Annotated in this window: 20 protein-coding genes, 1 tRNA gene and 1 pseudogene; 4 read left to right on the top strand and 18 right to left on the bottom strand. The window is 60.6% G+C overall.

Features of this window, described 5'->3' with window-relative positions; all coding sequences use genetic code 11:
• Positions 1-481: 481 nt before the first annotated feature.
• The 12 genes from rplA to dapE form a co-directional block, all read right to left on the bottom strand.
• Positions 482-1,174 carry a 50S ribosomal protein L1 gene (rplA, locus tag FYJ31_RS11565; protein WP_012578523.1) on the bottom strand — a complete coding sequence of 231 codons (693 nt, stop codon included), beginning with the start codon at positions 1,172-1,174 and terminating at the stop codon, positions 482-484.
• A 15-nt stretch (positions 1,175-1,189) separates the two neighbouring features.
• Positions 1,190-1,621 carry a 50S ribosomal protein L11 gene (gene rplK, locus FYJ31_RS11560; protein WP_003829785.1) on the bottom strand — a complete coding sequence of 144 codons (432 nt, stop codon included), beginning with the start codon at positions 1,619-1,621 and terminating at the stop codon, positions 1,190-1,192.
• A 260-nt stretch (positions 1,622-1,881) separates the two neighbouring features.
• On the bottom strand, positions 1,882-2,775 hold the full coding sequence (nusG, locus tag FYJ31_RS11550) for a transcription termination/antitermination protein NusG (RefSeq protein WP_154536729.1): 894 nt from the start codon (positions 2,773-2,775) through the stop codon (positions 1,882-1,884).
• Positions 2,776-2,804: 29 nt separating this feature from the next.
• The gene (gene secE / locus FYJ31_RS11545) at positions 2,805-3,032 is read right to left on the bottom strand and encodes a preprotein translocase subunit SecE (protein ID WP_012578525.1); all 228 of its coding nucleotides are present in this window, start codon (positions 3,030-3,032) and stop codon (positions 2,805-2,807) included.
• Positions 3,033-3,069: 37 nt separating this feature from the next.
• Positions 3,070-3,145: transfer RNA gene (locus tag FYJ31_RS11540), tRNA-Trp, on the bottom strand.
• Between the two features lie 152 nt (positions 3,146-3,297).
• The gene (locus FYJ31_RS11535; protein ID WP_154536732.1) at positions 3,298-4,503 is read right to left on the bottom strand and encodes a pyridoxal phosphate-dependent aminotransferase; all 1,206 of its coding nucleotides are present in this window, start codon (positions 4,501-4,503) and stop codon (positions 3,298-3,300) included.
• 90 nt (positions 4,504-4,593) lie between these two features.
• Complete coding sequence (gene proB / locus FYJ31_RS11530) at positions 4,594-5,727, bottom strand: glutamate 5-kinase (protein WP_060620170.1); 1,134 nt, start codon at positions 5,725-5,727, stop codon at positions 4,594-4,596.
• Complete coding sequence (obgE, locus tag FYJ31_RS11525; RefSeq protein WP_029680402.1) at positions 5,728-7,419, bottom strand: GTPase ObgE; 1,692 nt, start codon at positions 7,417-7,419, stop codon at positions 5,728-5,730.
• Between the two features lie 68 nt (positions 7,420-7,487).
• Complete coding sequence (gene rpmA / locus FYJ31_RS11520) at positions 7,488-7,736, bottom strand: 50S ribosomal protein L27 (protein ID WP_007053061.1); 249 nt, start codon at positions 7,734-7,736, stop codon at positions 7,488-7,490.
• A gap of 22 nt (positions 7,737-7,758) precedes the next feature.
• A complete protein-coding gene (gene rplU, locus FYJ31_RS11515) occupies positions 7,759-8,067 on the bottom strand; it encodes a 50S ribosomal protein L21 (RefSeq protein ID WP_012578529.1) in 309 nt (102 codons plus the stop codon).
• 151 nt (positions 8,068-8,218) lie between these two features.
• Positions 8,219-11,176 carry an Rne/Rng family ribonuclease gene (locus tag FYJ31_RS11510; protein ID WP_154536731.1) on the bottom strand — a complete coding sequence of 986 codons (2,958 nt, stop codon included), beginning with the start codon at positions 11,174-11,176 and terminating at the stop codon, positions 8,219-8,221.
• A gap of 311 nt (positions 11,177-11,487) precedes the next feature.
• A complete protein-coding gene (gene dapE, locus FYJ31_RS11505) occupies positions 11,488-12,693 on the bottom strand; it encodes a succinyl-diaminopimelate desuccinylase (protein ID WP_174774352.1) in 1,206 nt (401 codons plus the stop codon).
• Between the two features lie 106 nt (positions 12,694-12,799).
• On the opposite strand from dapE, the gene FYJ31_RS11500 reads away from it, so the two are divergent.
• Positions 12,800-13,744, top strand: a complete 945-nt coding sequence (locus tag FYJ31_RS11500; protein WP_154536727.1) for an AEC family transporter — start codon at positions 12,800-12,802, stop codon at positions 13,742-13,744.
• A 241-nt stretch (positions 13,745-13,985) separates the two neighbouring features.
• Positions 13,986-14,432 (top strand): RbsD/FucU family protein, encoded by a 447-nt coding sequence (locus FYJ31_RS11495; protein WP_012578533.1) that lies wholly within the window; start codon positions 13,986-13,988, stop codon positions 14,430-14,432.
• A 247-nt stretch (positions 14,433-14,679) separates the two neighbouring features.
• Here FYJ31_RS11495 and FYJ31_RS11490 read toward each other — a convergent pair whose 3' ends face one another.
• The 4 genes from FYJ31_RS11490 to FYJ31_RS11475 all read right to left on the bottom strand — a co-directional run bounded on the left by FYJ31_RS11490 (position 14,680) and on the right by FYJ31_RS11475 (position 19,177).
• Positions 14,680-15,447 carry an amidohydrolase family protein gene (locus FYJ31_RS11490; protein WP_032743896.1) on the bottom strand — a complete coding sequence of 256 codons (768 nt, stop codon included), beginning with the start codon at positions 15,445-15,447 and terminating at the stop codon, positions 14,680-14,682.
• Between the two features lies 1 nt (position 15,448).
• Positions 15,449-16,732, bottom strand: coding sequence for an MFS transporter (locus FYJ31_RS11485; protein WP_012578535.1), 1,284 nt, complete (start codon positions 16,730-16,732; stop codon positions 15,449-15,451).
• A gap of 229 nt (positions 16,733-16,961) precedes the next feature.
• Entirely contained in the window at positions 16,962-17,753 is a 792-nt protein-coding gene (locus tag FYJ31_RS11480; RefSeq protein ID WP_012578536.1) for an SDR family oxidoreductase, read from the bottom strand.
• A 140-nt stretch (positions 17,754-17,893) separates the two neighbouring features.
• A complete protein-coding gene (locus FYJ31_RS11475) occupies positions 17,894-19,177 on the bottom strand; it encodes an enolase C-terminal domain-like protein (RefSeq protein WP_154536726.1) in 1,284 nt (427 codons plus the stop codon).
• A 179-nt stretch (positions 19,178-19,356) separates the two neighbouring features.
• Between FYJ31_RS11475 and FYJ31_RS11470 the strand changes: the two genes are divergently transcribed.
• Positions 19,357-20,385: a LacI family DNA-binding transcriptional regulator gene (locus FYJ31_RS11470; protein WP_032743891.1), complete on the top strand. Its 1,029-nt coding sequence runs from the start codon at positions 19,357-19,359 to the stop codon at positions 20,383-20,385.
• Here the strand turns inward: FYJ31_RS11470 and FYJ31_RS11465 are convergent.
• Complete coding sequence (locus FYJ31_RS11465) at positions 20,367-21,815, bottom strand: FtsX-like permease family protein (protein WP_154536725.1); 1,449 nt, start codon at positions 21,813-21,815, stop codon at positions 20,367-20,369. The genes FYJ31_RS11470 and FYJ31_RS11465 overlap by 19 nt on opposite strands.
• Positions 21,812-22,771 carry an ABC transporter ATP-binding protein gene (locus FYJ31_RS11460; RefSeq protein WP_154536724.1) on the bottom strand — a complete coding sequence of 320 codons (960 nt, stop codon included), beginning with the start codon at positions 22,769-22,771 and terminating at the stop codon, positions 21,812-21,814. The genes FYJ31_RS11465 and FYJ31_RS11460 overlap by 4 nt, the downstream gene beginning before the upstream one ends.
• A gap of 419 nt (positions 22,772-23,190) precedes the next feature.
• Here FYJ31_RS11460 and FYJ31_RS11455 point away from each other — a divergent pair.
• Positions 23,191-23,397: pseudogene (locus FYJ31_RS11455) on the top strand (type II toxin -antitoxin system TacA 1-like antitoxin); the annotation flags it as partial.
• Between the last annotated feature and the right edge of the window lie 467 nt (positions 23,398-23,864).

The following is a 23,864-nucleotide window of genomic DNA, read 5'->3' as shown; positions in this document are numbered from 1 at the left end:
CACCCCTCATCAAACCCTCCCGGGTACCCGACCACCACGACAGGCAATCAGGCGAGGAATGAACTGGCAATCATTGACTATAAAGAAGTAGTACAAACACGCTCTTGAGTTCTCAAACCACCACCACTCACCCACCTCACAGCCCCCACCGAAGGGAACCACTCGCTGAGCGGCAGCAAGGAAATAACTTACACGCATGTTTGGATTCACGCAAATCGAGGCGCGCAAAAGCCTCAGGAATCGTTGCAATCACACGGTTCCTTCGGCGTGTCGCAAACAGCCTATTTGCACTGTTCTGATACCAGAATAATCCGTCTTTGCATTGCCGATGCGTAACAAATTCATGTGTTCACCGGCGTGTTGCAAGAATTCGATTGCGTGACCATCCAGGTTCATCTTCTCGCAACCGGTCATCGCATATGCAAAAAGGGACTTCCCTTTACGGGAAGTCCCTTTCAGTAGCTATTGAAGCTCGCTAGCCTCAGGCCAAGGTGTTCGGGTCAACCGGAACGCCCGGGTTCATCGTGGAGGTGATGGTTGCCTTGGTCAGGTAACGGCCCTTCACGGTGGCGGGCTTCAGACGCTTGACTTCGTCGGCCACAGCCTTGAAGTTCTCATCCAGAGCGGACTCATCGAAGCTCATCTTGCCGATGAGGAAGCTCAGGTTGCCGTTCTTGTCGACACGGAACTCGATCTTGCCGCCCTTGATGTCCTTGACAGCCTTGGTGACATCCATGGTCACGGTGCCGGTCTTGGGGTTCGGCATCAGGCCACGCGGACCGAGCACACGGCCCAGACGGCCGACCTTGCCCATCATGTCCGGAGTAGCAACCACGGCGTCGAAGTCGAGGAAGCCGCCCTGAACCTTTGCGATCAGGTCGTCATCACCGACGATGTCGGCGCCAGCCTCGGTGGCCTCGGTGGCCTTCGGGCCACGGGCGAACACGAGGACCTTGGCGGTCTTACCAGTGCCGTGAGGCAGGTTGACGGTACCGCGCACGAGCTGGTCGGCCTTACGCGGGTCGACGCTCAGACGGAACACGGCCTCGACGGTCTGGTCGAAGTTGTAGGCAGGCATGCTCTTGAGCAGAGCGATGGCCTCGTTGGCGGTGTAGAGGTTGTTGCGATCGACGCGCTCAGCGGCTTCGCGGTACTTCTTGGAACGCTTTACCATCTGTCCTTCTCCTTATCAGTCCGTAACCGTGATGCCCATCGAGCGAGCGGTACCCTCGATGATCTTCATGCCGGCCTCGATATCGCGAGCAGACAGATCTTCCATCTTGGTCTCGGCGATTTCGCGAACCTGCGCCTTGGTGACAGAGCCGACCTTGTGGGTCAGCGGGTTCTCGGTACCCTTCTCAATGCCAGCAGCCTTCTTCAGCAGAGCTGCAGCCGGCGGGGTCTTGAGAACGAAGGTGAAGGAACGATCTTCGTAAACGGTAATCTCGACAGGGATGACCTGACCCATCTTGTCCTGCGTCTGGGCATTGTATGCCTTGCAGAAGTCCATGATGTTCACGCCATGCGAACCCAGAGCCGGGCCCAGCGGCGGGGCCGGGTTGGCCTTGCCAGCCTGGATCTGGAGCTTGATCAGCGCCGAGACTTTCTTCTTGGGAGCCATATTATGGTTCTTCTTTCTATAACGCGGTTCGAATGGTCGCCGTCCTCAGGTTCGGCTGTCTGCCATCATGCTCGGTCTTGACTCATTATTTATCCGTGCATGCTGTAGGCAATCGGCCTGTGGTCGGTCTCCTCCCGCAACTTATATTGCTGTGCTGTGCTAGCGGGTCTTCCCTCCAGACACAAGCTTTCCTATTATGCAAATCCACCCGGACAACACAAAAGCCCGACCACGATGGTCGGGCTCTGCAAAGTTTGGGGTTAATCTAGCTTCTGAACCTGGTGGAAGCCAAGCTCCACCGGCGTATCACGGCCGAAGATGGACACGAGCACGGTGAGCTTCTGAGTGGTGGGCTCCACGTCGGAAACAACGGCGGCCATGGTGGCGAAAGGCCCATCGGTGACGGTGACCTGATCGCCAACGGCGTAGGATACTTCGACCTTGCGCTTCTTGGCGGCGGCAGGCTTGTCGCCGGCGGCCTTGAGTGCCTCGGAAGCGATCATCGGAGCCATCATCGCCACGACTTCCTTGCGGGAGAGCGGCGCCGGATCCTTGGTCGGGCCAACAAAGCCGGTCACGCCTTCGGTTTCGCGAACGATACGGCGGGCGTTCTCATCCGGCCACATACGAATCAGCACGTAGCCTGGAACACGTACGCGGGTGATGACCTTCTTGCCCTTTTCGGTGTGCTTCTCGACTTCTTCCATCGGCACCTCGACCTGGAAGATCTGGTCTTCCATGCCGAAGGAGGCGACGCGGGACTCGATATTGGTCTTCACGCGCTTCTCGTAGCCGGAGTAGGTGTGCAGCACGTACCACTTGCCATCAAGGGAACGCAGGGACTTGGAGAATTCGTCAACGGCCTGCTGACCGGCATCGGTTTCCTCGGCCTGCTCGGATTCGTTGACTTCTTCCTCGTCCTCATCCAGAGAAACGGTCTCGGTCTGAGTGGAAGCAACAGGAGCGGACTCAGTCACGGCCGGAGCGGCGGACTCAACATCTGCATTGTCGACGGATGCGTCAGATTCTGCGGAAAGGTCAGCAACCGGTTCAGCCGGGGCAGCTGCCTCATCGGCAGCAGCTTCGGAAGCCTCGACAAGAGGCTCCTCAGCCGGCACGGCGTCGAGGTTCTCGAGATTCAGTTCATCACTCATGCGTTGTTATTCACCTTAGGTTGTGCGGATCAGCCGAACACCCACAGCACGAGCTTGCCCAGACCGAAGTCCATGCCCGTGACGAGGGCCATCAGCAGCAGCACGAAGATAAACACAGCCAGAGACCAGAAGAACAGTTCCTTGGCAGTAGGGGTTACGACCTTGCGAAGCTCGTCGATGATCTGCTTGATAAACAGACCGATACGCATGAAGACATTCGGCTTGACTACCTTTTCGCTGTTGTTCGTCTTAGCCATTCCGTACCTCGCGTCAGCTGCTTGATTATTGAAAACTTGGCAGGGAAGGCGGGACTCGAACCCACAACCTACGGTTTTGGAGACCGTTGCGCTACCAATTGCGCCACTTCCCTAGGTGAAAATCCACCTCGGCGTGCATTCCGTAGAGAACGCTTCGCCACGGCGAAACCGCCAAATCGTTATAGTAACGGCTCCGGTGGATTATCGCAAATCGCGTGTCGCGCGCGTGGCATGTGCGTGGCACGTGCGGGGCACGCGACTCTTCTCAGTTAGCCCATTCCTTGAATCGACGCATGCCTTCGGCTAGGTCTTCGTCGGCCAGTGCGTAGGAGAAACGCAGGTAACCGGGAGCACCGAAGGCCTCGCCGGGGACGGCGGCCACGTGGGCCTCATCCAACAGTGCGGCGGCAAAGTCAGCGGACGTATCGGACACTGTGCCCTTGGGACCCAGCGGCTTGCCAAGCAAAGCGGTGATGTCCGCAAAAGCGTAGAACGCGCCGGTCGGAGTCGGGCAGTTGACGCCCTCGATATCGTTCAAGGCGGTCACAATCGCACGGCGGCGCGCGTCAAAGGCCTTACGCATCTCGTGCACCTCATCCAGCGGACCGGCCACAGCGGCCAGAGCCGCACGCTGGGAGATGTTGGCCACATTGGAGGTCATATGCCCCTGCAGCTTGGTGGCGGCCTTGGCCACCTCAAGCGGAGCGACCATCCAGCCGACACGCCAGCCCGGCATCGCATAGGTCTTGGCCACGCCGTTCAGCACCAGCAACTGCCCGCGGCATTCCGGCACGGCGGCACCGATGTAGGTGGTGTGCGCGTCGTCGTAGTTCAGGTGCTCGTAGATCTCGTCGGAGATAACCCAAATGTGGTGCTCGACGGCCCAACGACCGATCGCTTCCACGGTTTCCGGCTTCCAGACGGCTCCGGTCGGGTTGTTCGGGGAGTTGACGATGATTGCCTTCGTACGCTCGGTACGGGCCGCTTCCAGCGCCTCAAGCGAGGGCTCGAAGTTCACGTCGGCACCGGCGAATACTTCGACCGGCACGCCACCCGCCAATTTGACGGCTTCAGGATAGCTGGTCCAGTACGGAGCGGGAATGATGACCTCATCGCCATCGTTGAGCAAGATCTGGAAGGATTCATACACGGCCTGCTTGCCGCCGTTGGTCACCACGACCTGATCGGCATTGACCTCGTAGCCGGAATCGCGCAGCACCTTAGCCGCAATCGCTTCGCGCAGCTCGGGCAGGCCCGGCGTAGGCGTGTACTTGTAATTCTTCGGGTCAAGGCAGGCATCTGCCGCAGCCTTGACCACGTTTGCGGGGGTCGGGAAATTCGGTTCACCTGCGCCGAAGCCGATAACGTCAAGTCCGGCGGCCTTCATGGCCTTGGCCTTGGAATCGACGGCGAGCGTAGCGCTCGGTGCCACAGTGTTGATACGGTCGGAAAGAGTCTGCCATTGCGCCATAGTCATGGCTCCCATGCTAAACCTACAGCACGAAAAATCGCCAGAGCCGCACTATGGTGATGAAACCTGTCGTGTGACAGATTCCATCAGTCACACGAGCACGAGATTGTCGCGATGAACCAGTGGATGGGCGTACTGGGGGCCGAGGAAACGCTTGAGTTGGGCGGTGTTACGCCCGAGCATCTGCGGAATTTCTTCGGAATCGAAGCCGGCGAGGCCTCGGGCCAGGTGTTCGCCGCTTTCGGCATCGATCCAGACCGGATCGCCGGCGGAAAAATCGCCATGCACTTCGAGCGCGCCAGTAGCCAGCAGCGAGGCACGCCCGCCGCGAATCGCCTGGCCGGCACCCGCATCGACCACAATCGTGCCGCGCGGGTCGGCGGCAAAACCAATCCACAGACGGCGTGATGAGCCGCGGGCCTTAACCGGTGCGAACACGGTGCCCACCGGATCGCCCATCATCGCCGGGCCCGCGTTCGAGGCGCAGGTGAGTACCGTGGGGATGCCCGAGACGGCCGCCACGCGCGCGGCCTCGAGTTTGGTGACCATGCCGCCGGTGCCGACCTTGGAGCCGGAGCCGGAGACTTGGATGTCGCCAAGTGCATCGATAACGTTCGGCACATATTCCACACGGCGGGAGCCGGGCTGCGAGGGCGGTGCAGTGTACAGCGCGTCCACGTCGGTCAGTAGCACCAAGGCTTCGGCCCGCACCAGATTGGCTACCAAGGCGGAGAGTCGATCGTTATCGCCGAAACGAATCTCGTTCGAGGCCAACGAATCGTTTTCGTTGATAATCGGCACCACGCCGAGGTCGAGCAGACGGTCCAGCGTGCGTTCCACATTGCGGTACTGGGTGGCACGAATCGTGTCTTCAGCGGTAATCAGAATCTGGCCTACGCGAATACCGAAACGGCCAAAAGCAGTCTCGTAGCGAGCCATGAGCAAACCTTGGCCGACCGCTGCGGTGGCCTGCTGAGTAGCCACGTCGGCCGGGCGTTCGTCAAAGCCCAGCGGGCCGAAGCCGGCCGCAATAGCACCAGAGGAAACCAGTACTACACGCCCGCCCATCAGTCGTATCTGGGCAAGGGCGGCGGCCAGAGCGTCGAGCTTGTCCGGGTCGAGGTGACCGCTCGGCTGGGTCAGCGAGCTGGAGCCGACTTTCACGACAATGGTTCCGGCTGCTGCGACCATGCGCCGCACCTCGGCCTGACTTGGAGTGCTCATTTATTCCTCGGTTTCACCATCTTCGCTGGACTCACCGTGGCCGAAGAGGCTGTTCTCATCATGGCGATCGTCGTCAACGGTCGGGTCGGCCCAGTGGCCGGCCTTGCGTTCGGCCATCATTGCGTCGCGCACGGCGGCACGGGCGTCCATCATCTCGTGGTATTGGGCACGACGTTCGGCGTTGGAGCGGCGGTGCGTGCGCGGGTCCTGCTCTTCGAGACGCAGATCCTTGCCTCGGGCACCGAGGTTGGAGCCGTCGAGCATTTCAGCACCGGCGGAGATGGTCGGATCCCAATCGAATTCGACCATACGGGCACCACGACCGATGCGCACTTCGTCGCCGGGGTGAGCACCCTTGCGGCGCAGCTCGTCCTCCACGCCCAGCTTGGCCAAGCGGTCAGCCAGGTAGCCCACGGCCTCGTCGTTGTCGAAGTTGGTCTGCATGACCCAGCGCTCCGGCTTGACGCCACGCACCTCGAAGAACACTTCGCCATTGCCGAGTTCGCGGCGCTCGACCGTGAACTCAAGCGCACTGCCGCCCTCGTCAGCGCGACGCGGACGGCGGCCCTTGGTCTCCAATGGCTTGATGACCACGCGAGCCTCCTCTTCGGCCTGCTCGCGGTTGGCCACTTCCTCACGCATCTCGTGCACCAGCGCAGACAACGCGAAGTTGAGCTCCTTTAGACCCTCGTGTGAGGCAGTGGAGATCTCAAAGACCTTCAGCCCGAGTTTCTCGAACTCCGGACGCACGAACTCGGCCAATTCCTTGGCCTCGGGCACATCGATCTTGTTCAGAATCACGATGCGCGGGCGTTCGGGAATCGGGATGGCACCCAACGGCAGCTCGAGCTTGTCGGCGTAGAGCGCCAACTCGTTTTCCAGCGCGTGGTAGTCGGACATCGGGTCGCGGTCCGGTTCAAGCGTGGCGCAATCGATCACATGGGCGATGATTTCGGTACGTTCGATGTGGCGCAGGAACTCCAGTCCCAGGCCCTTGCCTTCGGAGGCGCCCGGAATCAGTCCCGGCACATCGGCGATGGTGTATCGAGAGTCGCCGGCGATAACGACGCCGAGATTCGGCACCAGCGTGGTGAATGGGTAGTCGGCGATCTTCGGCTTGGCGGAGCTCATCGCCGCAATCAGGGACGACTTTCCGGCCGAGGGGAAACCGACCAGCGCCACGTCGGCGATGGACTTCAGTTCCAGAATCACGTCGCGCTCTTCACCGAGTTCGCCGAGCAGGGCGAAGCCGGGGGCGCGGCGGGTCTTGTTGGCCAGGGCGATGTTGCCGAGGCCGCCGGCACCGCCCTGGGCGACAACGCAGCGGTCGCCCTCGTGGCGCAAGTCGGCGAGCTGTGCGCCGGGATGCTTGGCTTTGCCCTGTTCGCCGCGCGCCTCAAAGACGACGGTGCCGCAGGGCACGGGCAGAATCAGATCCTCGCCCTTGGAGCCGTCCTTATTATCGCCCAGGCCCATGGTGCCGCTGCCGGCGACACGATGCGGCATGAAACGATAGTCGAGCAAGCTGGTGGCGTTACGGTCGGCCACGAACACCACGGAACCGCCGTCGCCGCCATTGCCGCCGTTTGGACCGGCCAACGGCTTGTATTTCTCACGACGGATGCCGGCCGAACCGTTGCCCCCATCGCCGCCCTTGACATGGACGGTTACTCGATCCACAAAATCACTCATATTGATTACCTTACAAAAAAGCCGCGTCCTTACGGGCGCGGCTTGGAAAAAACTTGACGCTATATCGCTCAGGCGATGACGTCGACAACCTTGCGGTCGCGGCGCACACCGAACTTCACGGAGCCATCGGTGAGGGCGAACAGCGTGTGATCCTTGCCCATGCCGACGTTGTGGCCCGGGTGGAAGTTGGTGCCACGCTGGCGAACGATGATGTTGCCGGCCACGACGGCTTCGCCGCCGAACTTCTTCACGCCGAGGTATTGCGGGTTAGAATCGCGACCGTTGCGAGAGCTGGACGCACCCTTCTTATGTGCCATGATTCATGGTCCTTTCTATAACTCAGGCAATCGCCGTGATCTTGACGATAGTCAGCTTCTGGCGGTGACCCTTACGGCGAGCAACACCAGTCTTGTTCTTGTACTTCTGGATGTCAATCTTCGGGCCCTTGGCTTCGTCGTTCACGACCTCAGCCTTGACGGACACCTTGGCCAGATCGGCGGCGGCAAGGGTGACCTTGTCACCATCGACAACGAGGGAGACCGGGAATTCCACGGTATCGCCCTTCTTGGCGTCGAGACGGTTCACGAGGATGACGTCGCCAACCTCGACCTTTTCCTGATGGCCACCGGCCTTCACAATCGCGTACATTATCGTTCCTTTTATGTTTTGGAAAGCTACCTTGCCTAACACGCACCGAGCCTGCGGTCAGACACCGAGTTTCGAATCTACACCACCATACGGACTAAATCAAATGATTTTTGCCCGCGTGTCAAGCACGACACACCTGTTACTCTTCCGCTTACTCTTCCGCCGTGTTGTTGGCAGCGACGGCAGCGGCGGCAATCTGAGCCAGTTTGGCTTTGACGTCGGCGCTGGAACCAGCCGGTTCGGGAGCGGGAGCGGTGCCGCGACCGTGCTTGTTGGTTTTGACGAACGGGTCGCCACCGCGAAGCGCGTAGGGATCGTCGTAGTCGGCCGAAACGGTCGGCTGATCATGCAGGATGAAACCACGGCCCTTGCAGGTCGGGCATTCCTCGGAGAACGCCTCGACCAGACCCTGGCCGATGCGCTTGCGGGTCATCTGCACCAAACCAAGCGAGGTGACTTCGGCCACCTGATGCTTGGTGCGGTCGCGTGCCAGGCATTCGACCAAGCGGCGCAGCACCAGATCGCGGTTGGCGGGCATGACCATATCCACATAGTCGATCATCACCATGCCACCGATATCGCGCAGGCGCAGCTGGCGGGCGATCTCTTCGGACGCCTCCAGGTTGCAACGCGTCACCGTTTCCTCCAAGGACTTGCCCTTGCCGATAAAGCGTCCGGTGTTCACGTCGATGGTGGTCATGGCTTCGGTGCGGTCGATGACGATCGAGCCGCCGGACGGCAGGTAGACCTGACGCTCCATGCCCTTACGCAGCTGGGAGTCGATGGACCACTTGTCGAACACGTCCTTGCCTTCATGCTCGGCCGGGTCCCACTTCTCCAGCTTGTCCTTCAAGTCGGGGGCCATGGTGTCAAGGTATTCCTCGATACGGTCGTAGACCTTGTCACCTTCCACGATGAGCTTGCTGAAGTCGTCGTTGAAGATGTCGCGCACCACGCGGATGGCCACGTCGGGCTCGCCCTGCAGGAGCTTCGGGCGCTTGCCGTGCCAGAATTCCTCGCGCTTGGCGTTGATGCGCTCCCACTGGCGGACCAGTGATTCGAGATCCTTGACGATGGCGTCTTCGGATGCGCCTTCGGCCGCGGTGCGGATGATCACGCCCATGTCTTTCGGGGCGATCTTGGAGACGATGTTCTTCAGACGGCTGCGTTCGCGCTCCGAAAGCTTGCGACTCACGCCGGTCATGCCGCCGGATGGCACGAGCACCAGGAAGCGGCCGGCGAGCGTGACCTGAGAGGTCAGGCGGGCACCCTTGTGGCCGATCGGGTCCTTAGTGACCTGCACGAGCACCGGGTCGCCGGACTTGAACGCCAGCTCGATGCGGCGCGGCTGGCCTTCGAGACGAGCGGCATCCCAGTTGACCTCGCCGGCGTAGAGCACGCCGTTGCGGGCCTGGCCGATATCCACGAATGCGGCCTCCATGCTGGGCAGCACGTTCTGCACGCGGCCAAGATAGATGTTGCCGACGGTCTGTACTTCCTGAATGTCGGAGACGTAATGCTCGACCAAAACATTGTCTTCCACCACGGAAATCTGGGTGTGCTGTTCCTTCTCACGCACCACCATCAGGCGGTCCACGTTCTCGCGACGTGCAAGGAAGTCCTGCTCCATGAGCTGGCTCTGGCGGCTGCGCTCACGACGGTTGTCACGGCGGCGCTGCTTCTTGGCCTCGAGACGAGTGGAGCCCTCCACATCAGTGATCTCGTCGATGTACTGCTGCTTGCGGGAGCGGCGGACCAGCGGCTGTTCGCTGTTCTGACTCTGGTCGTCGGTGCCCTCGCCGTTCTTGCCACCGCGGCGGCGACGGCGACGGCGAGTAACGGTCTGCTCCTCATCGTCCTCATCGCGATCACGGTCATGATCATCGCGATCGTCACGACGGCGGGAACGCGTATCCTCGGCATCGTTCTCGGCGGTATCGTGCTCGCCGTTGGCACCGGTTTCGCCGCGTGAGCCGCGACGGCGGCGACGGCGCGAACGGGTGCGGATGGCGTCGGATTCTTCGTCGCCCTCCTCTTCGGCAATCGGCGAGTAGGCGATATCGTCCAGCTCGAGGTCTTCCTCAATCTGCTCCACTTCGGCGGCTGCACGGCGCTCCTGGGCGTTCAGGCGGCGGGAGCGACGGGAACGGCGAGAGTCGGAAGCGTCATTGGAATCGAAATCATCATGGTCCGCGTTGGCGCTGGCATTGGCGTCACCGGCGGCAGCGTTGCGGCCACGATCGTCACGGTCGTCACGGCGGCGGCTGCGCGGCTGCGCGTCGTCATCATCGTGGCTGCGCGAGCGGCGGGAGCGACGAGACGGACGTTCGTCGGCGTCAACATCGTCATCACGAGTGTCAGCGGTATCGTGCGCATCCACAGCGGCGGGCAGTACCGGTTCCTGGAAGAGCAGGGACGTCATCGGCTTGCCGCGGCGCACGGTCTCGTGGCCAGAGGGCAGGGATTCGACCGCATCGAACAGGCGCTCATCCGGGGTGTCCTCGTGCGTATCCGCAACTGCACGGCGAGAGCGGCGGCGAACCGGGCGGTCCTCGTCATCATCATCCATATCCATAGGTGCACGGCGAGAGCGGCGGCGAACCGGGCGGTCCTCGTCGTAATCGTTATCGTCCACAACCGAACGGCGACGGGAACGTGGGGCGTCATCGTCATCGAAATCATCGACACTGACAGTGCGGCGCGAACGACGAGGACGATCATCCTCGCTATACGAGTCGACCACTGTGGAAGCGGCGCGGCGCGTACGGCGACGGGTTGGACGTTCGGCGGAATCCTTGGAATCGCTGGATTCATCGGAATCGCTGGAATCGGCCGCAGTGCCGGCATCGGGAAGCGCGGGGGCTTCGAACAGCGGGGTGCGTTCCTGCACTTGCAGTTCCAGAGAAGCGCCGGCAGCACCGGTGCCGCGAACCACGCGACGGCCGCCGCGACGACGGCGAACAGGTTCGGCGGGCTGGGAGGCGGCGGCAGGCGCAGCGTTCACGGCTGCAGCCGAATCGGCATTGGATACGGTTGAATTATCGGTTCCGTCGTTGACGAAACCTTCACGGTTGTCAGTGGGCACAATGCTCCTCGCGGCGCGCTGCATCACGACGCCTATTTCCAGGCCTATACGCTTGGCTCACACCACGCTCTCACCGTGGCCGCGCGAAAACGCGCCGCGTAAAGGCAACTTCGTCTCAAGTCTGTCCTGCGGGTGGCGGACACCGGCGCTTGCGTTGTCTCATTCTCGAGAGCCGCAAGGGGATCGACGCCATCTCACACGCTGATGGTTATGCAGAACCACCATCCTTTAGTATGCCACATATTTTGTGCGGGCGTGGCCCGGCGAGGCTGACGTTCTCTCGGCTCCCCTCCCTGCGGTGACAGCTCCCCTCAGGGAGGGGAGCTAGAGAGGTGTCAGACCAGCCAGTCGGTAAGGATTGCGGCCATGGCGGTCAGATCGGATTCGGGCACCTGCTCGTCGTGCTTGTGAGCCAGCAGCGGATCGCCGGCACCGAGGTTGACGGCCGGGATACCGAGCTGAGAGAAGCGTGCCACGTCGGTCCAGCCGAGCTTGGCCAACGGGTCGCGGCCAGTGCGCTCCTTAACCAGTCGGACCAGATCCTGGGCGAGCGGGGCGTTCAGACCCGGGCGCGCGGAGGGGCTTTCGTCCTTCATTTCGATGCCGTAGTCCTCGAACACGCCGCCGGTGGCCACATGCTCGCCATTGCCGAGTTCCGCGCCGGCGTCCGCGCCCATCATCAGGGCTTTGGCCTCGGCCAGCGACTTGTCCGGGGCGAAGCGGTAGTTGACGTGCACGCGGCATTCATCCGGAATGACGTTCGTGCCGTTGCCGCCGTCGATCAGCGTGGCGTTGAGGCCCTCGCGATAGTCGAGCCCGTCCACGTTCACGGTGGCCGGCTCGTAGGCGTTGAGTCGTTTCAGAATGTCGGCCGCCTTGTGGATGGCGTTCTCCCCCATCCACGCGCGGGCGGAGTGCGCGGCCACGCCGTGGGTCACGACGTCGAAGCGAATCGTGCCGTTGCAGCCGCCCTCGATGCCGCTGTTGGTGGGCTCGCCGATGATGGCGAAATCGCCGGTGATCCAATCGGGATGGGCCTCGACGACTTTGCGTAGGCCATTCTTTTCGGCGACGACTTCCTCATGGTCGTAGAAGACGTAGGTGAGGTCGACTTTCGGGGTGGTTTCCGGCGTGAGGCCGTCGAGCGTGGCGGCAAGGTAGAGCATCACTGCGTCGGAGGCCTTCATATCGGTGGCACCGCGGCCCCACAGCACGCGGTCTTCGGGATGAGCGTGGGCGATTTCTTCGCGAATCAGCGAATCGCCGGGCTCCAGCCACTTTGGTGGGAAATTGTCGATGACCGGCACAGTATCGAGGTGCCCGGCCAAGATCACACGGCTCGGCTTGCCGAAGTCGGTGCTGGCCACCACTGTGTCACCGTGACGGCGGACGGTCAGGTGTTCCTGCCCGCCCAGGAAGGCCTCAGCCTCGTCGGTGAGGGGGCCCTCGTGGTCGGACACGGAGAAGTTCTCCATGATCTGGGTGAGCAGGCTGTTCAGCTGCTCGGCAGTGGATGCGGTGCGGTTCAATTCAAGCGTCATGTGACCAGCGTACCGCGTGGGCGGCGGGCCCAGCACACCCACTACATGAGATTTTGCGGCCGAATACATTTTTATGTGCCACACTGGGGTGGCGAAAGGGAGGATTATGTCAGGTCTAATCAGCGCCATGCAAGGCTTCTGCGTTATCGGCATCGTGATTGCGGTGGGATATGTCGCCGCACGAATGCGAATCGGCGGGCCGTCCGCTCAGATGGTGCTCAACCGTTTCTCCTTCTTCGTATCGAGCCCGTGCCTGATGTTCGCGATTCTCTCCAAGGAGCCGATCTTCGACATCTTCCACCCCTCGATTATCGTGGCGTTCTTCTCCGCCGTGCTGGTGGGCGTGGTGTTCTTGGTGCTCAACCGCATGTTCTTCCACCTGAACGCCCCGGACGCCACCATCGGCGCCCTGAATTCGATGTACCTTAATTCCAATAACATCGGCCTGCCAATCGCCACCTACATTCTGGGCAATCCGGCGCTGGTGGCACCGATTCTGGTCATGCAGCAGGCCATCTTCACACCGGTGGGCCTGACCGTGCTGGACGTGACTACCAAGGGCAAGGTCTCCATCAAGGAAATCGCCAAGCAGCCACTGCATCAGCCGCTGCTTATCGGCTCGCTGCTAGGCATTGTGGTCTCTGCGATTTCCGCGAAAATCGGCTGGTTCCCGGTGCCGAAATTCATTTTCGACCCAATCGACATGATCGGCGATTCGGCTGTGCCGATGATCCTGATGGCGTTCGGCATGTCCCTGCACGGCACCAAGCCGCTGCAGCAGAAGGGCGATCGACCGGCCATCTTCACGGTCGCGGTCCTCAAGAACATCATCATGCCGATCATCGCGTTCCTGCTCGCCTACTTCGTGATGGGCTTCCGCAGCTCCGAGCTGTACGCCTGCGTGGTGCTCGCCGCCCTGCCCACCGGCCAGAACGTGTACAACTACGCGGCCCGCTACAACGTGGGCCTCACCTTCGCGCGCGACGGCATTCTGATGAGCACCATGACCAGCCCGGTGTTTATCGCGATCATCGCGGCGCTGCTGAGCTGATCTCAGTCATCGGCATGGCAATCGGCGAGGTTCACACCGGCGTCCATGAGAATGCCCATGATCTTGAAGCGAATCCCCATGAAATCGAAGATGTGTTTGGAAAAATTACCATCTGACATGGAATTTTTCGCTTACGCGAGGTAAACTAATAGCACATCGACGGTTGCGGGAATGCCCTGCGGCCACGATTGACGCCGTGGCGGGGTTGCCGCGGCGTCAAGGCAACAAGCAAGGAGGCTTCATGCTTAAAGGTATTCCGAAAATCATCCCGCCGGAGCTGCTGAAAGTGCTGTGCGAGATGGGTCATGGCGATCAGCTGGTCATCGCGGACGGCAACTTCCCAGCCGAATCAATTGGCAAGAACGCAATCGTGGTTCGTATGGACGGCCACGGTGGCGGCGAGATCCTCAAAGCGATTCTGACGGTGTTCCCGCTTGACACGTATGTGGACAAGCCGGCGACGCTGATGGAAAAAGTGCCGGGCGATACGGTTGCGACGCCGATCTGGGATGTGTACGCGGGCCTCATCAAGGAGCATGACGAACGCGGTGCGGATGCGATTGGATCGCTTGAGCGCTTCGCGTTCTATGAGCAGGCGAAGAACGCCTACTGTGTGATTGCCAGCGGCGAGTCGGCGCAGTACGCGAACCTAATCCTGCAGAAGGGAGTCGTCTTCAACGCGGAATAACGCAAGATAACGCTTGGCGGCGCTGACGGCACCGGAATATCAGCCGTCAGCCGCAGTACCGTTTACCAACACATACCGATACGGCGAGGAAAGGGAGACCTCGTAGTTGCGGACGAATGATTCCGTCCGCAACTGCGAGGTCTCCCTTTCCTCGTGCTTGCCTCCTCGTACTCGCCTGTTTGTGTACCGCACGAAATCGTTTGCGCTATTCGGCAAAGCAACCCCCCTCATCAGAGGGGGCTTGGGTTTAGTCGATGTTGTAAGCGCGACGGGCGTTGTTTTCGAAGAAGTCCTCGTCCTCGCCGAACGTGTCCAGCATGAGTTGGAAGTGCGTGGCAAAGGTCGAGTTGAGTTCCACGACCGGCCAGTTGGAGCTGTACAGCACCTTCTTCGGGCCGAATGTGTCCCGCACGTATTTCACGATGTCCGGGCCCACCGGGTTGTCGCCGGAAACCTTGATATACGAATTCGGCAGTTCGGCCAACGCTGCGAGCGCGGCGCACGATTCCTCATCAAGCCCGGGCACGTTGCCGAGATGATCGATGATGACCGTCACTTCGGGAACCTGCGCGAACGCCTTGGCCATGTCGCCCAGTTCCGGGCCACGGTTGCACAGCTCGAATGGCAATCCCTTGGCGGCCATCGCGCGTAGACCGGCGATGAATTCGGGTTCGAGCGCACGGCCCCGCGGCTCGGAATCCACATGCAGCGGTTCCCTGATGCCATCGGCATTAATCGGGACACGCATCCAAGGGCTTACCCGTCCTTGCAGCATGCGCTTCAAGATCAGAGGACTTGCATTCTCGTACAGCAGCCGGTCCTCAAGCTCATGGTCGGCCGCGTCAACCTCCACGTATACGCCGCCGAGGAAATTCACGCCAAATTTGGCGTACTGTGCGGCTAGGTCTTCAATCGTGTACTTGTGTTGCAGCGAGGGCAATCCTGCCAGCCATGGCAGATCCTGCGCATCCGGATCCCAGATATGGAAGTGGGAATCGATTACGTTGAGTGTCATGTCAGGCCTCCTTCAGACCGATCTTGGAACCCCAGAATGCGTACCAAACCAGGAAGAGGAACAACGGAACGGTCGCCCAGAGCATCACGTTCATGCCGGCCGCATCGGTGATCGCACCGTAGACGAGCGGGATAATCGCGCCGCCGACGATAGACATCGTGATCAGACTGGAGCCGGTTTTGGCCGCGGCGCCCTTCAGATGAGTCAGAGCGAGGGCGAAAATCGTGCCGTAGGCGATGGACATGAAGAAGTACAGAGCGATAAACGTGATGACCGATATCTTACCCAATCCCATGGCGGTGAGAATCATGAGGATCGTGGCACCGATCATGTAGAAACCGAGGATCTTACCTGGCTCGAACTTGGCCATGAACGGGGTGGTGACGAATCGGCCAATCGTGTACATCAGTGTAAGGACGGCGAGGAACGTGGCGGCCATGCCGGCGCTCATACCCTCCCACTGCTGCTGCGCGAACGTGGAGAACGTGGAGAAGCCGATGGTCTGCAGACCGACGTACACGAACTCGGCGATGACGCCGAGGACGACCCACGGCTTCTTGACGAGCGCGCCGATTGAGCTGTCCTGAGCAACGCCGCCGGCCGCTTCCTCCTCGTCGCCCGGGGGCGAAGGGAGCTTGGCGATGACGAACACGGCGATGACGATTGCGAGAATCACGCCGATGACGATGTAGAACATACGGGTCTGGCTCATGAAGGCGACCTTGGACTCCTCGAAGCCGGGGTCACCGGGCTTGGCGGAGGCGGTGTTGCCGAGAATCATGCCAAGGATCAGCGGGCTGACGACCGAGCCGACCGCATTGAAGCTCTGTGCGAGGTTCAGGCGGAAGGATTCGCCCTTCTCGTCGCCGAGCTTGATGATATAGGGATTGCAGTTCGCCTCGAGCGAGGCGGCGCCGAGCGCGATAACGAACATGGCGAGCAGGAATAGGCCGTAGCTCAGAGACGTGGTGGCGGGTATGGTCAGGAACGAGCCGATCACGAAGAAGATCAGGCCGCAGATCATACCGCCCTTATAGCCGAAGCGCTTGGCGACCATTGTCGCCGGAATGGCCATTACGAAGTAGGCGCCGAAGTAGGCGACCTGCAGCAGCGAGGATTCGGTGCTGTTGAGGTTGAGGTAAACGGCGAACGGATCGCGGATGGCGCTGACGAGGTTCATCGTCAGGCCCCAGGTGAAGAACAGTAGCGTGACCAGAGCGAATGCGATGATCCAGCTCTTGCCCCTGGTGGACTTCGACGTCGTCGTCGGAGTGTTGGATGCCATGGTTTCTCTCCTCCTTGAGAGTCACGCGCCGCATGGAGCATTCGGACGCGGCGCGCGATTCGGTGCTGCATTGTAAGGCTCCCCATAGAGGCGGAGCCGACGGTTCGGATGTGACCGGTACGAGTTTACCCTCCCCCGGTCACACCCCATGAAAATGGCCTATCAGGCCATATATGCCCCGTTTCGGACCATTTCGTATCTCTCGTAGGATGTGCGCCGGACCTCGAAGTCAGGCGAGCGCACGGTCAAGGTGGACGTAGCCGCCGTCGACGAACACCCACTGGCCGGTGGTGTGGCTGGAGCGGTCGGAGAGCAGGAATGCCGCTTCATTACCGATCTCTTCGGTGGTGGTCATGCGGTGCTCCAGCGGGATCTTGTCGGTGATCACCGACAGGCGCGCCTTCTGTGCGGCCTCGTCACCGAAGGTCTTGATCCAGTCGGCGTACAGCGGGGTCCAGCATTCGGAGACAACGATGGCGTTGACACGCACCCGATCCTTGACGAGGGCGGCGGCCCATTCGCGTGTGAGTCCCAGGATCGCGCCCTTGGCGGCCGCGTAGGCGCTGGTCTTGCCTTGGCCGGTAAGCGCGGTCTTCGAGGAGATGTTCACGACGGCGCCATGGCTTTCCTTGAGATACGGCACGGCCGCGTGGACCAGCTCGTAATAGTGAGTCAGGTTGCCGTGGATCGATTCCTCGAATTCGCGCCAGGTGGTGGTTTCGAGATCCTTGTTGTCGTTCTTGCCGGCGTTGTTCACGATGCCGTCGATATGGCCGTACTTCTTGTAGGTCTCCTCGACGATGCCGGCGATCTTGTCGGTGTCGTTCAGATCAAGCAGATGCACGTCGTATTCGGTCGTGTACTGCTCGATATCCTTCTTGAACTCCTCGAGCGCGCTGTCCGAGCGGTTGATCACCACCGGAATCGCGCCTTCCTGGGCCAGTTGCAGCGTGATGCCTTTGCCAATGCCCTTGAAGCCGCCGGTGATGATGATGACTTTGCCTTCGAGATGCAGATCCATGGGAACTCCTTCGTCCATCCTTATTCTGCGTTTCATGGGTGTTCCATGTCACGCCCGGCCGGGGCTTCGGCACCCCAGCCGGAGTGGTTGTGTGTTGTTGTGTTAAATTGTGTTGTTCAGTTATGAATTTCCAGTTGCGGTCAGCCGCGATACAGGTACTTCTCGGCCGTCTCCAGCGTCATTTCGGTACCGTTGCCCGGAGCGGTCGGAGCGACGTAGTTGCCGTCCTTGATCTCGGTCGGGTGGACGAAATGTTCATGCTGGTTATCGACGTATTCGATCATGCGGCCGTCCATCGTGCCGGACACGGCCACGTAATCGAACATCGCGAAGTGGCATACGGCCTCGCACAGGCCCACGCCGCCGGCGTGCGGGCAGACGGGCTTGTTGAACTTCTTCGCGAGCAGGTATTCGAGCACGATCTCCTGCGGACCGGCCACGCGGGTGGCGTCGATCTGCATGATGCCGAAGGCGTTCGCCTGCAGATACTGCTTGTACAGGATGCGGCTCTGCATCTGCTCGCCGGTGGCCACCTTGATGGGGTTGATGGCGCGGGCGATGGTGGCGTGGCCGATCACGTCGTCGGGGCTGGTCGGCTCCTCCACCCAAGCCAGATCGAAGTCGTGGAACTTGTTGATCCAGTCGATGGCGGTGGGAACATCCCACACCTGGTTGGCGTCCACGGCAAGACGCACGTCGGGGCCGATGGCTTCGCGGGCCTTGGCCAGGCGACGCAGATCGTCGTCGATGTTCTGGCCGACCTTGAGCTTGATCTGCTTGAATCCCTTGACCTGCGTCTCCTCCTTGGCGAGCGCGACCATCTTCTCGTCGGAGTAGCCGAGCCAGCCGGGGGCGGTGGAGTAGCCGGGGTAGCCGACCTCGAGCAGGTGCTTGATACGCTCGGCCTTGCCCTTCTGCCCTTCCTGAAGAATCTCAACGGCTTCGGCGGGCGTGAGCGCGTCGGTCATGTAGCGGAAGTCGAGCGTGGAGACGAGTTCCTCGGGTTCCATCTCGCCCAATAGCAGCCACAACGGCTTGCCGGCACGCTTGGCCTTGATGTCCCACAGCGCGGAAAGTACGGCGCCGATGGCCATATGCTCCACGCCCTTCTCAGGGCCGAGCCAGCGCAATTGGGAATCATGCACGAACAGATCCCATGCAATGCGCATGTTGTCGAGCAGTTCCTCGGTGTTGCGCCCAATCAGCACCTGCGACATCGATTCGATGGCCTTGCAAACCACATCGTTGCCGCGGCCGATGGTGAACACGAAGCCGACGCCCTTGATACCGTCATCCGCGCTGGTGGAGATCTCCACGTATGCGGAGGAGTAGTCGGGATCGGGGTTCATCGCGTCCGAACCGGACAGCGTCTGAGAGGTGGGGAATCGGAAGTCATACGTCTTGACTTGGGTGATGGTACTCATGTGTTCGGGCTCCTTCGCCTTGGTGAACCATTGCCTTCAGCATACCCCTTGATTTAGAAATTTACAAACCCGATTACGAAAATTTTTCTCCCAGAACACGCGAAGTAAGGAAAACTACGAAAAAATGCGGCGTTATGGGCCATAATGGTGAACAGAGACAATGGCAGAGAGGAGCGGTGATGGCCAACGACAATCCCACGCATAAGCTCAAGGTCGGTGATCTGGCGAAGATCGCCGGTGTCTCCCCCTCGACCGTTTCCAAGGTGATCAACGGCCGGCCCGGCATCTCCGACGAGACGCGACGTCAGGTCGAACAGGTGCTGCGCGAGCATGGTTACTCGCGCCCGCTGGTGAGTACCAAGCTCTCCCCCACCATCGAACTCGTCGTCGAGTACATCGCGCACAACGGCACGATGGAACTCATCAAATACGCCTCGCACTGGGCGCAGCAGGCGGGCCTCGCCATCACGGTCACCCAGACCAACCATGGCGATGCCACGGAAGACTGTTTCCGCGGCATCATCGATAGGAATCCCCAAGGCGTGATTATGCAGCAGATGGGCGGTCTGACCACTCAAGCGAAGTCTTTGTTGAAATCACGCAGTATTCCCGTGGTCATCATCGACCCAATCGATACCGTCGATTCGGATGTGATGAGCGTGTCCATCGATAACTGGACCGCAGGATACCAGGCCGGCAAACACCTGCTGTCGCTCGGCCATCGACGCATCGCCGTTATCCGGGGGCCGGCGAACCTACAGACCAGCATCGCGCGCTATAGCGGATTCACCGTCGCTCTGCAACAGGCCGGGGTGGATCTGCCGGAGTCCTATATCGAACAGGGCGATTACTTTCCCGCCGAAACAAGCTATGAAGCAGCCTGCCGGCTGCTGGAACTCCCCGACCGACCCACCGCGATTTTCTGCTGCAACGACTTGTCGGCGGTAAGCACGTATCGCGCGGCACGTGAACATAAGATTCCGTTGCCCAAACAGTTGTCCGTAATGGGGTTTGACGACATTTTCCCCGCTGATCAGCTCATGCCTTCGCTGACCAGCGTGCACCAGCCGTTCAGCGAAATCGCACAACGTGCTGTGCAGATGATCATCGACAACCGCAATGACAATCCGGGCGATATGCACGTCATCCTTCCCACCAGCGTCGTCATCCGGGAAAGTACCGTACCGCCTCAGTCATCAGCCCGATAATCGGCCAGATTCAAGCTGGCCGCCACCCGATTGGACGCGAACGCGCCGATGGAAACCAGCGCATAGCACAGCACAAGCCCGCCGAAGAAGCTGGCCAGCGTGGCCGGTTCGGTCATCGAAGCGGCGAACAGAGGGGCCATAAGCAGCATGGAACAGCCGCCGGCCACGATCACCACGATGTTGAGCGGGGTGAGTACCTCGATGAATCGCGCACGGTTCAAGGTCTTGACATCAGTGCCTTCCAGCACCAGCATGCGGTATTCGCCGGCTTGATCGTAGACGCTGCCAGCCTGCATCACGCCGGAACTGACCGCCGCAAGCACTGCGGCGAATACGAGGGTCAGGATGCCGCCCGTGCCGATATCGCGAATGAACACGGTGGATGGATCATTGGGGTCGCCCACCACAGCGGCCGAGCCAAGGAAGCCACAGATTGACGTGATGCCGGCGATGAACACGGCCAACGCAATACCGGACACATTGCGCCACGCACGCTTCGGATTGTCGAGAATCCTGCGCATGGCAATCATCGTGGCCGCATCCTTGGGCCGCTTGGCCTTGGCTTTGGCGCGAGCGGTGACCACCCAGGAGCCCACGAGGTTCACCAGCGCGAAGCACAGCAGCATGAAGCCGATGATCACGCCGTACATCACTACTTCACCGGCCTGAGCCAGCACCATCGGATTCTTGAACAGAAGAACGGCAATCACCATGATGACGGCGAACACCACCACACGCCAGCCGGACGGCAGCGTAGTCGCAACGCGTGAAGTGACGCCGAGTGGCGTGACGGCCACGCGCCGAAGCGTGACCAGCGAAGAGATCAGCGCCAACACGGTCACGCCAACAAGCGTAATGATCAAGGCAATCGGCCCCACCCACAGTTGCTCGAACGTAAACGTCTGATTCTGGAAATGCAGCAACATGATTAGGGGGATCAACACGCAGTACCCCGCGATGCCAATCAGCGCCCCCACCAAGGCCTGCCCAGCCGCATCAAGCGCCGTAAGGCGAATAACTTGCCCCGTGGTCGCGCCTGCCAAGCGCAGGGATGCGAGCCGAGCGTCACGACGGGACGCAGCCAATCGCGCGGCGGAACCGGCAAGCGCCACGAACGGCACAATCAGCAGCAGGCAGGCAAAGAACGCCAGCACGACATATGCCGTGGCGTATTGATCCAGGCTGTGGGGATTGGCGATACGCTGCTTCCAGATTTCCGCTGTTCCGGGTTTGCAAGCGTCGAGATTGATTGCGCATCCAATGGTGTGGTCGGCGGAGGCGCGCCACATGAACCCATGCACGCCGCCCAAAACGGTGAGGAAGATAGTGGTGGCTGCGGCAAAAGCAATGATGGCCAACACCGAAGTATGACCCGCACTGCCACGCGAGCCGGGGCGATGGAACAATCGCCACAATGCGAAAGTGCTCATCGTACGCCTCCCAGCTGGCCGTCCTGCATGGTCACGGTGCGCGAGCAGAACGAAGCGACGTTGGGGTCGTGGGTGACGACGACCACGGCGGAACCGTTGTCCCGCGCGGCGGCCATCAGGATGCCCATGACCTCGCGGCCGGTGGCCTGGTCGAGCGCGCCGGTCGGCTCGTCGGCGAAGACCACGGCAGGTTTGACGGCGAGCGCACGGGCGATGGCGATGCGCTGCATCTGTCCGCCGCTCATCTCCCCCGGCCGGTGCGTGGCGAGCGCGCGCAATCCCATGCGTTCCAGCCACAGGATCGCCGTGTCGGTGGCGGTGCGGTAGGGCATGCCGTCAAGCATCATCGGCAGGGCGATGTTTTCGACCGCCGGCAGTTCGGGCAGCAGCTGGCCGGATTGGAAGACGAAGCCGAAGGCGTTGCGGCGCAGTTTGGTGCGCTCGGCGTCGCTCATGCGGCTCAGGTCGGCACCACGGAAGATGACGGTGCCGGCGGTCGGCTTAATGATGCCGGCGAGCGCGTGCAGCAAAGTGGATTTGCCGGAGCCGGACGGGCCCATCACTGCAACCGTCTCGCCCTCGCCCAGCACAAAGTTCACGTGGTTCAAGGCAAGCGTGTGCATGGTGGGCATGACGAAGCCCGGTTGGATGGGCTGATTCGGTTGCCCAGCACAGGGTATTCCTGCGGTGCCTTGGGCGGCGGGGTTTGCGGGAGCCGGTGCGTAGCCGGCACCTGCGCCGGCGGGAACCACACCGGTGACGCCGTGCCCGGCTTGCGCGCGGGCCATGCTGGCGGTGTAGTCCATGACCAGGTCGTGGGCCTCGATGACCGGGGCCCACTGCTGGGTGTGCGATGCCGGCTGCTGGAACTGTTGGGGTTGCTGAGAGTGCTGAGGCTGAGCCGCCGGTCCCGGCGCCGGCTGAGTCTGCTGCAATTGCGATGCTGCTGTATTCATACTCCCGAGCGTACGGAGCGAACGCCCAGCCGACCATCGGGCTGCGGTATGAACCTTTCTGGATTACCGGCCCGCTCCTCATCCGCAAGGATTAGAGATATGCAGTCGACGCGACAATCCATATATCAGATGTTCATTGCTCGAGAAGACGAGGAACAGTGGAAGACCGGTTCGGAAGCTGGAACCACATAGGCCGGTTCGGCTGGATATGCGAATCGCACGCACGGTATGTTCAGGGAACCAGCGCGCTGCGCGCCTGTACATCGAACAGACCAAGCAAAGGAGCCCACATGGCCATCGCAATCGACATCCCGCACATACCAATCGTGTCCGTACAAAAGTCGTACAACAGGAGTATGACTACAGAGAATAACAAGAACAGTCGTTTTGAAATGAGACTCACCTAAGAGCAACGTTCCAGAATCGACCAAGCGGCCGAGTCCAAAGGCATGACTTCGTCGCAATGGGCATTATCGAATCTGCTCGCCGCCGCAGATCGGGACATCCATGAAGCTCATATCATTCGGCTCAACAGTAAAGCGTGGAATGATTTCACCGCAGCATTAAACGAACCTATGGGCCTACGTCTGAATGAATTGTTGGAGCGTGATCCCATATGGACGTGACCAACTTCACTGAGCCTCGGCACCTGACTGCGAGCGAGGATATTTCTGGTTTCGACTGCGGCCTGTCATTGGTCAATGATTGGCTGGTTTCCACACACTAAGTGCATACAGCATTGAGCATTCGGAAGCTCCCGGTTGGCTGAACCCCATTCCCGTAATTTTGCTAGGCATGATGGGCGTGGATATCAGATTTCAAACCATGCACGTCGACAGTCAGTTACTCCGAGATGCGGTACTTCATTCTCTGAACGATATGATTTTCGGCATATCCCTGAATCATCTAGAATGTTTACTCCGCTCAATGTCCACAATCACCAATGATTAATGGCTGGAGACCGCTATTTGACGCCGACCATTGTCTGAATCGCATTCAGACACAACACTCCTCATTGCGCGCAGACCAGCGAGTTCCGCCGAGTCGGCGATGTGTCTCTTCGGCGGTTGATTTAGGATTTTCCGCATGCGAC

This window comes from Bifidobacterium sp. WCA-178-WT-4B (assembly GCF_009696495.1).
In the GTDB taxonomy this organism is placed as follows: Bacteria; Actinomycetota; Actinomycetes; order Actinomycetales; family Bifidobacteriaceae; genus Bifidobacterium; species Bifidobacterium infantis.
This window is presented reverse-complemented; position numbering and strand designations above follow the sequence as displayed.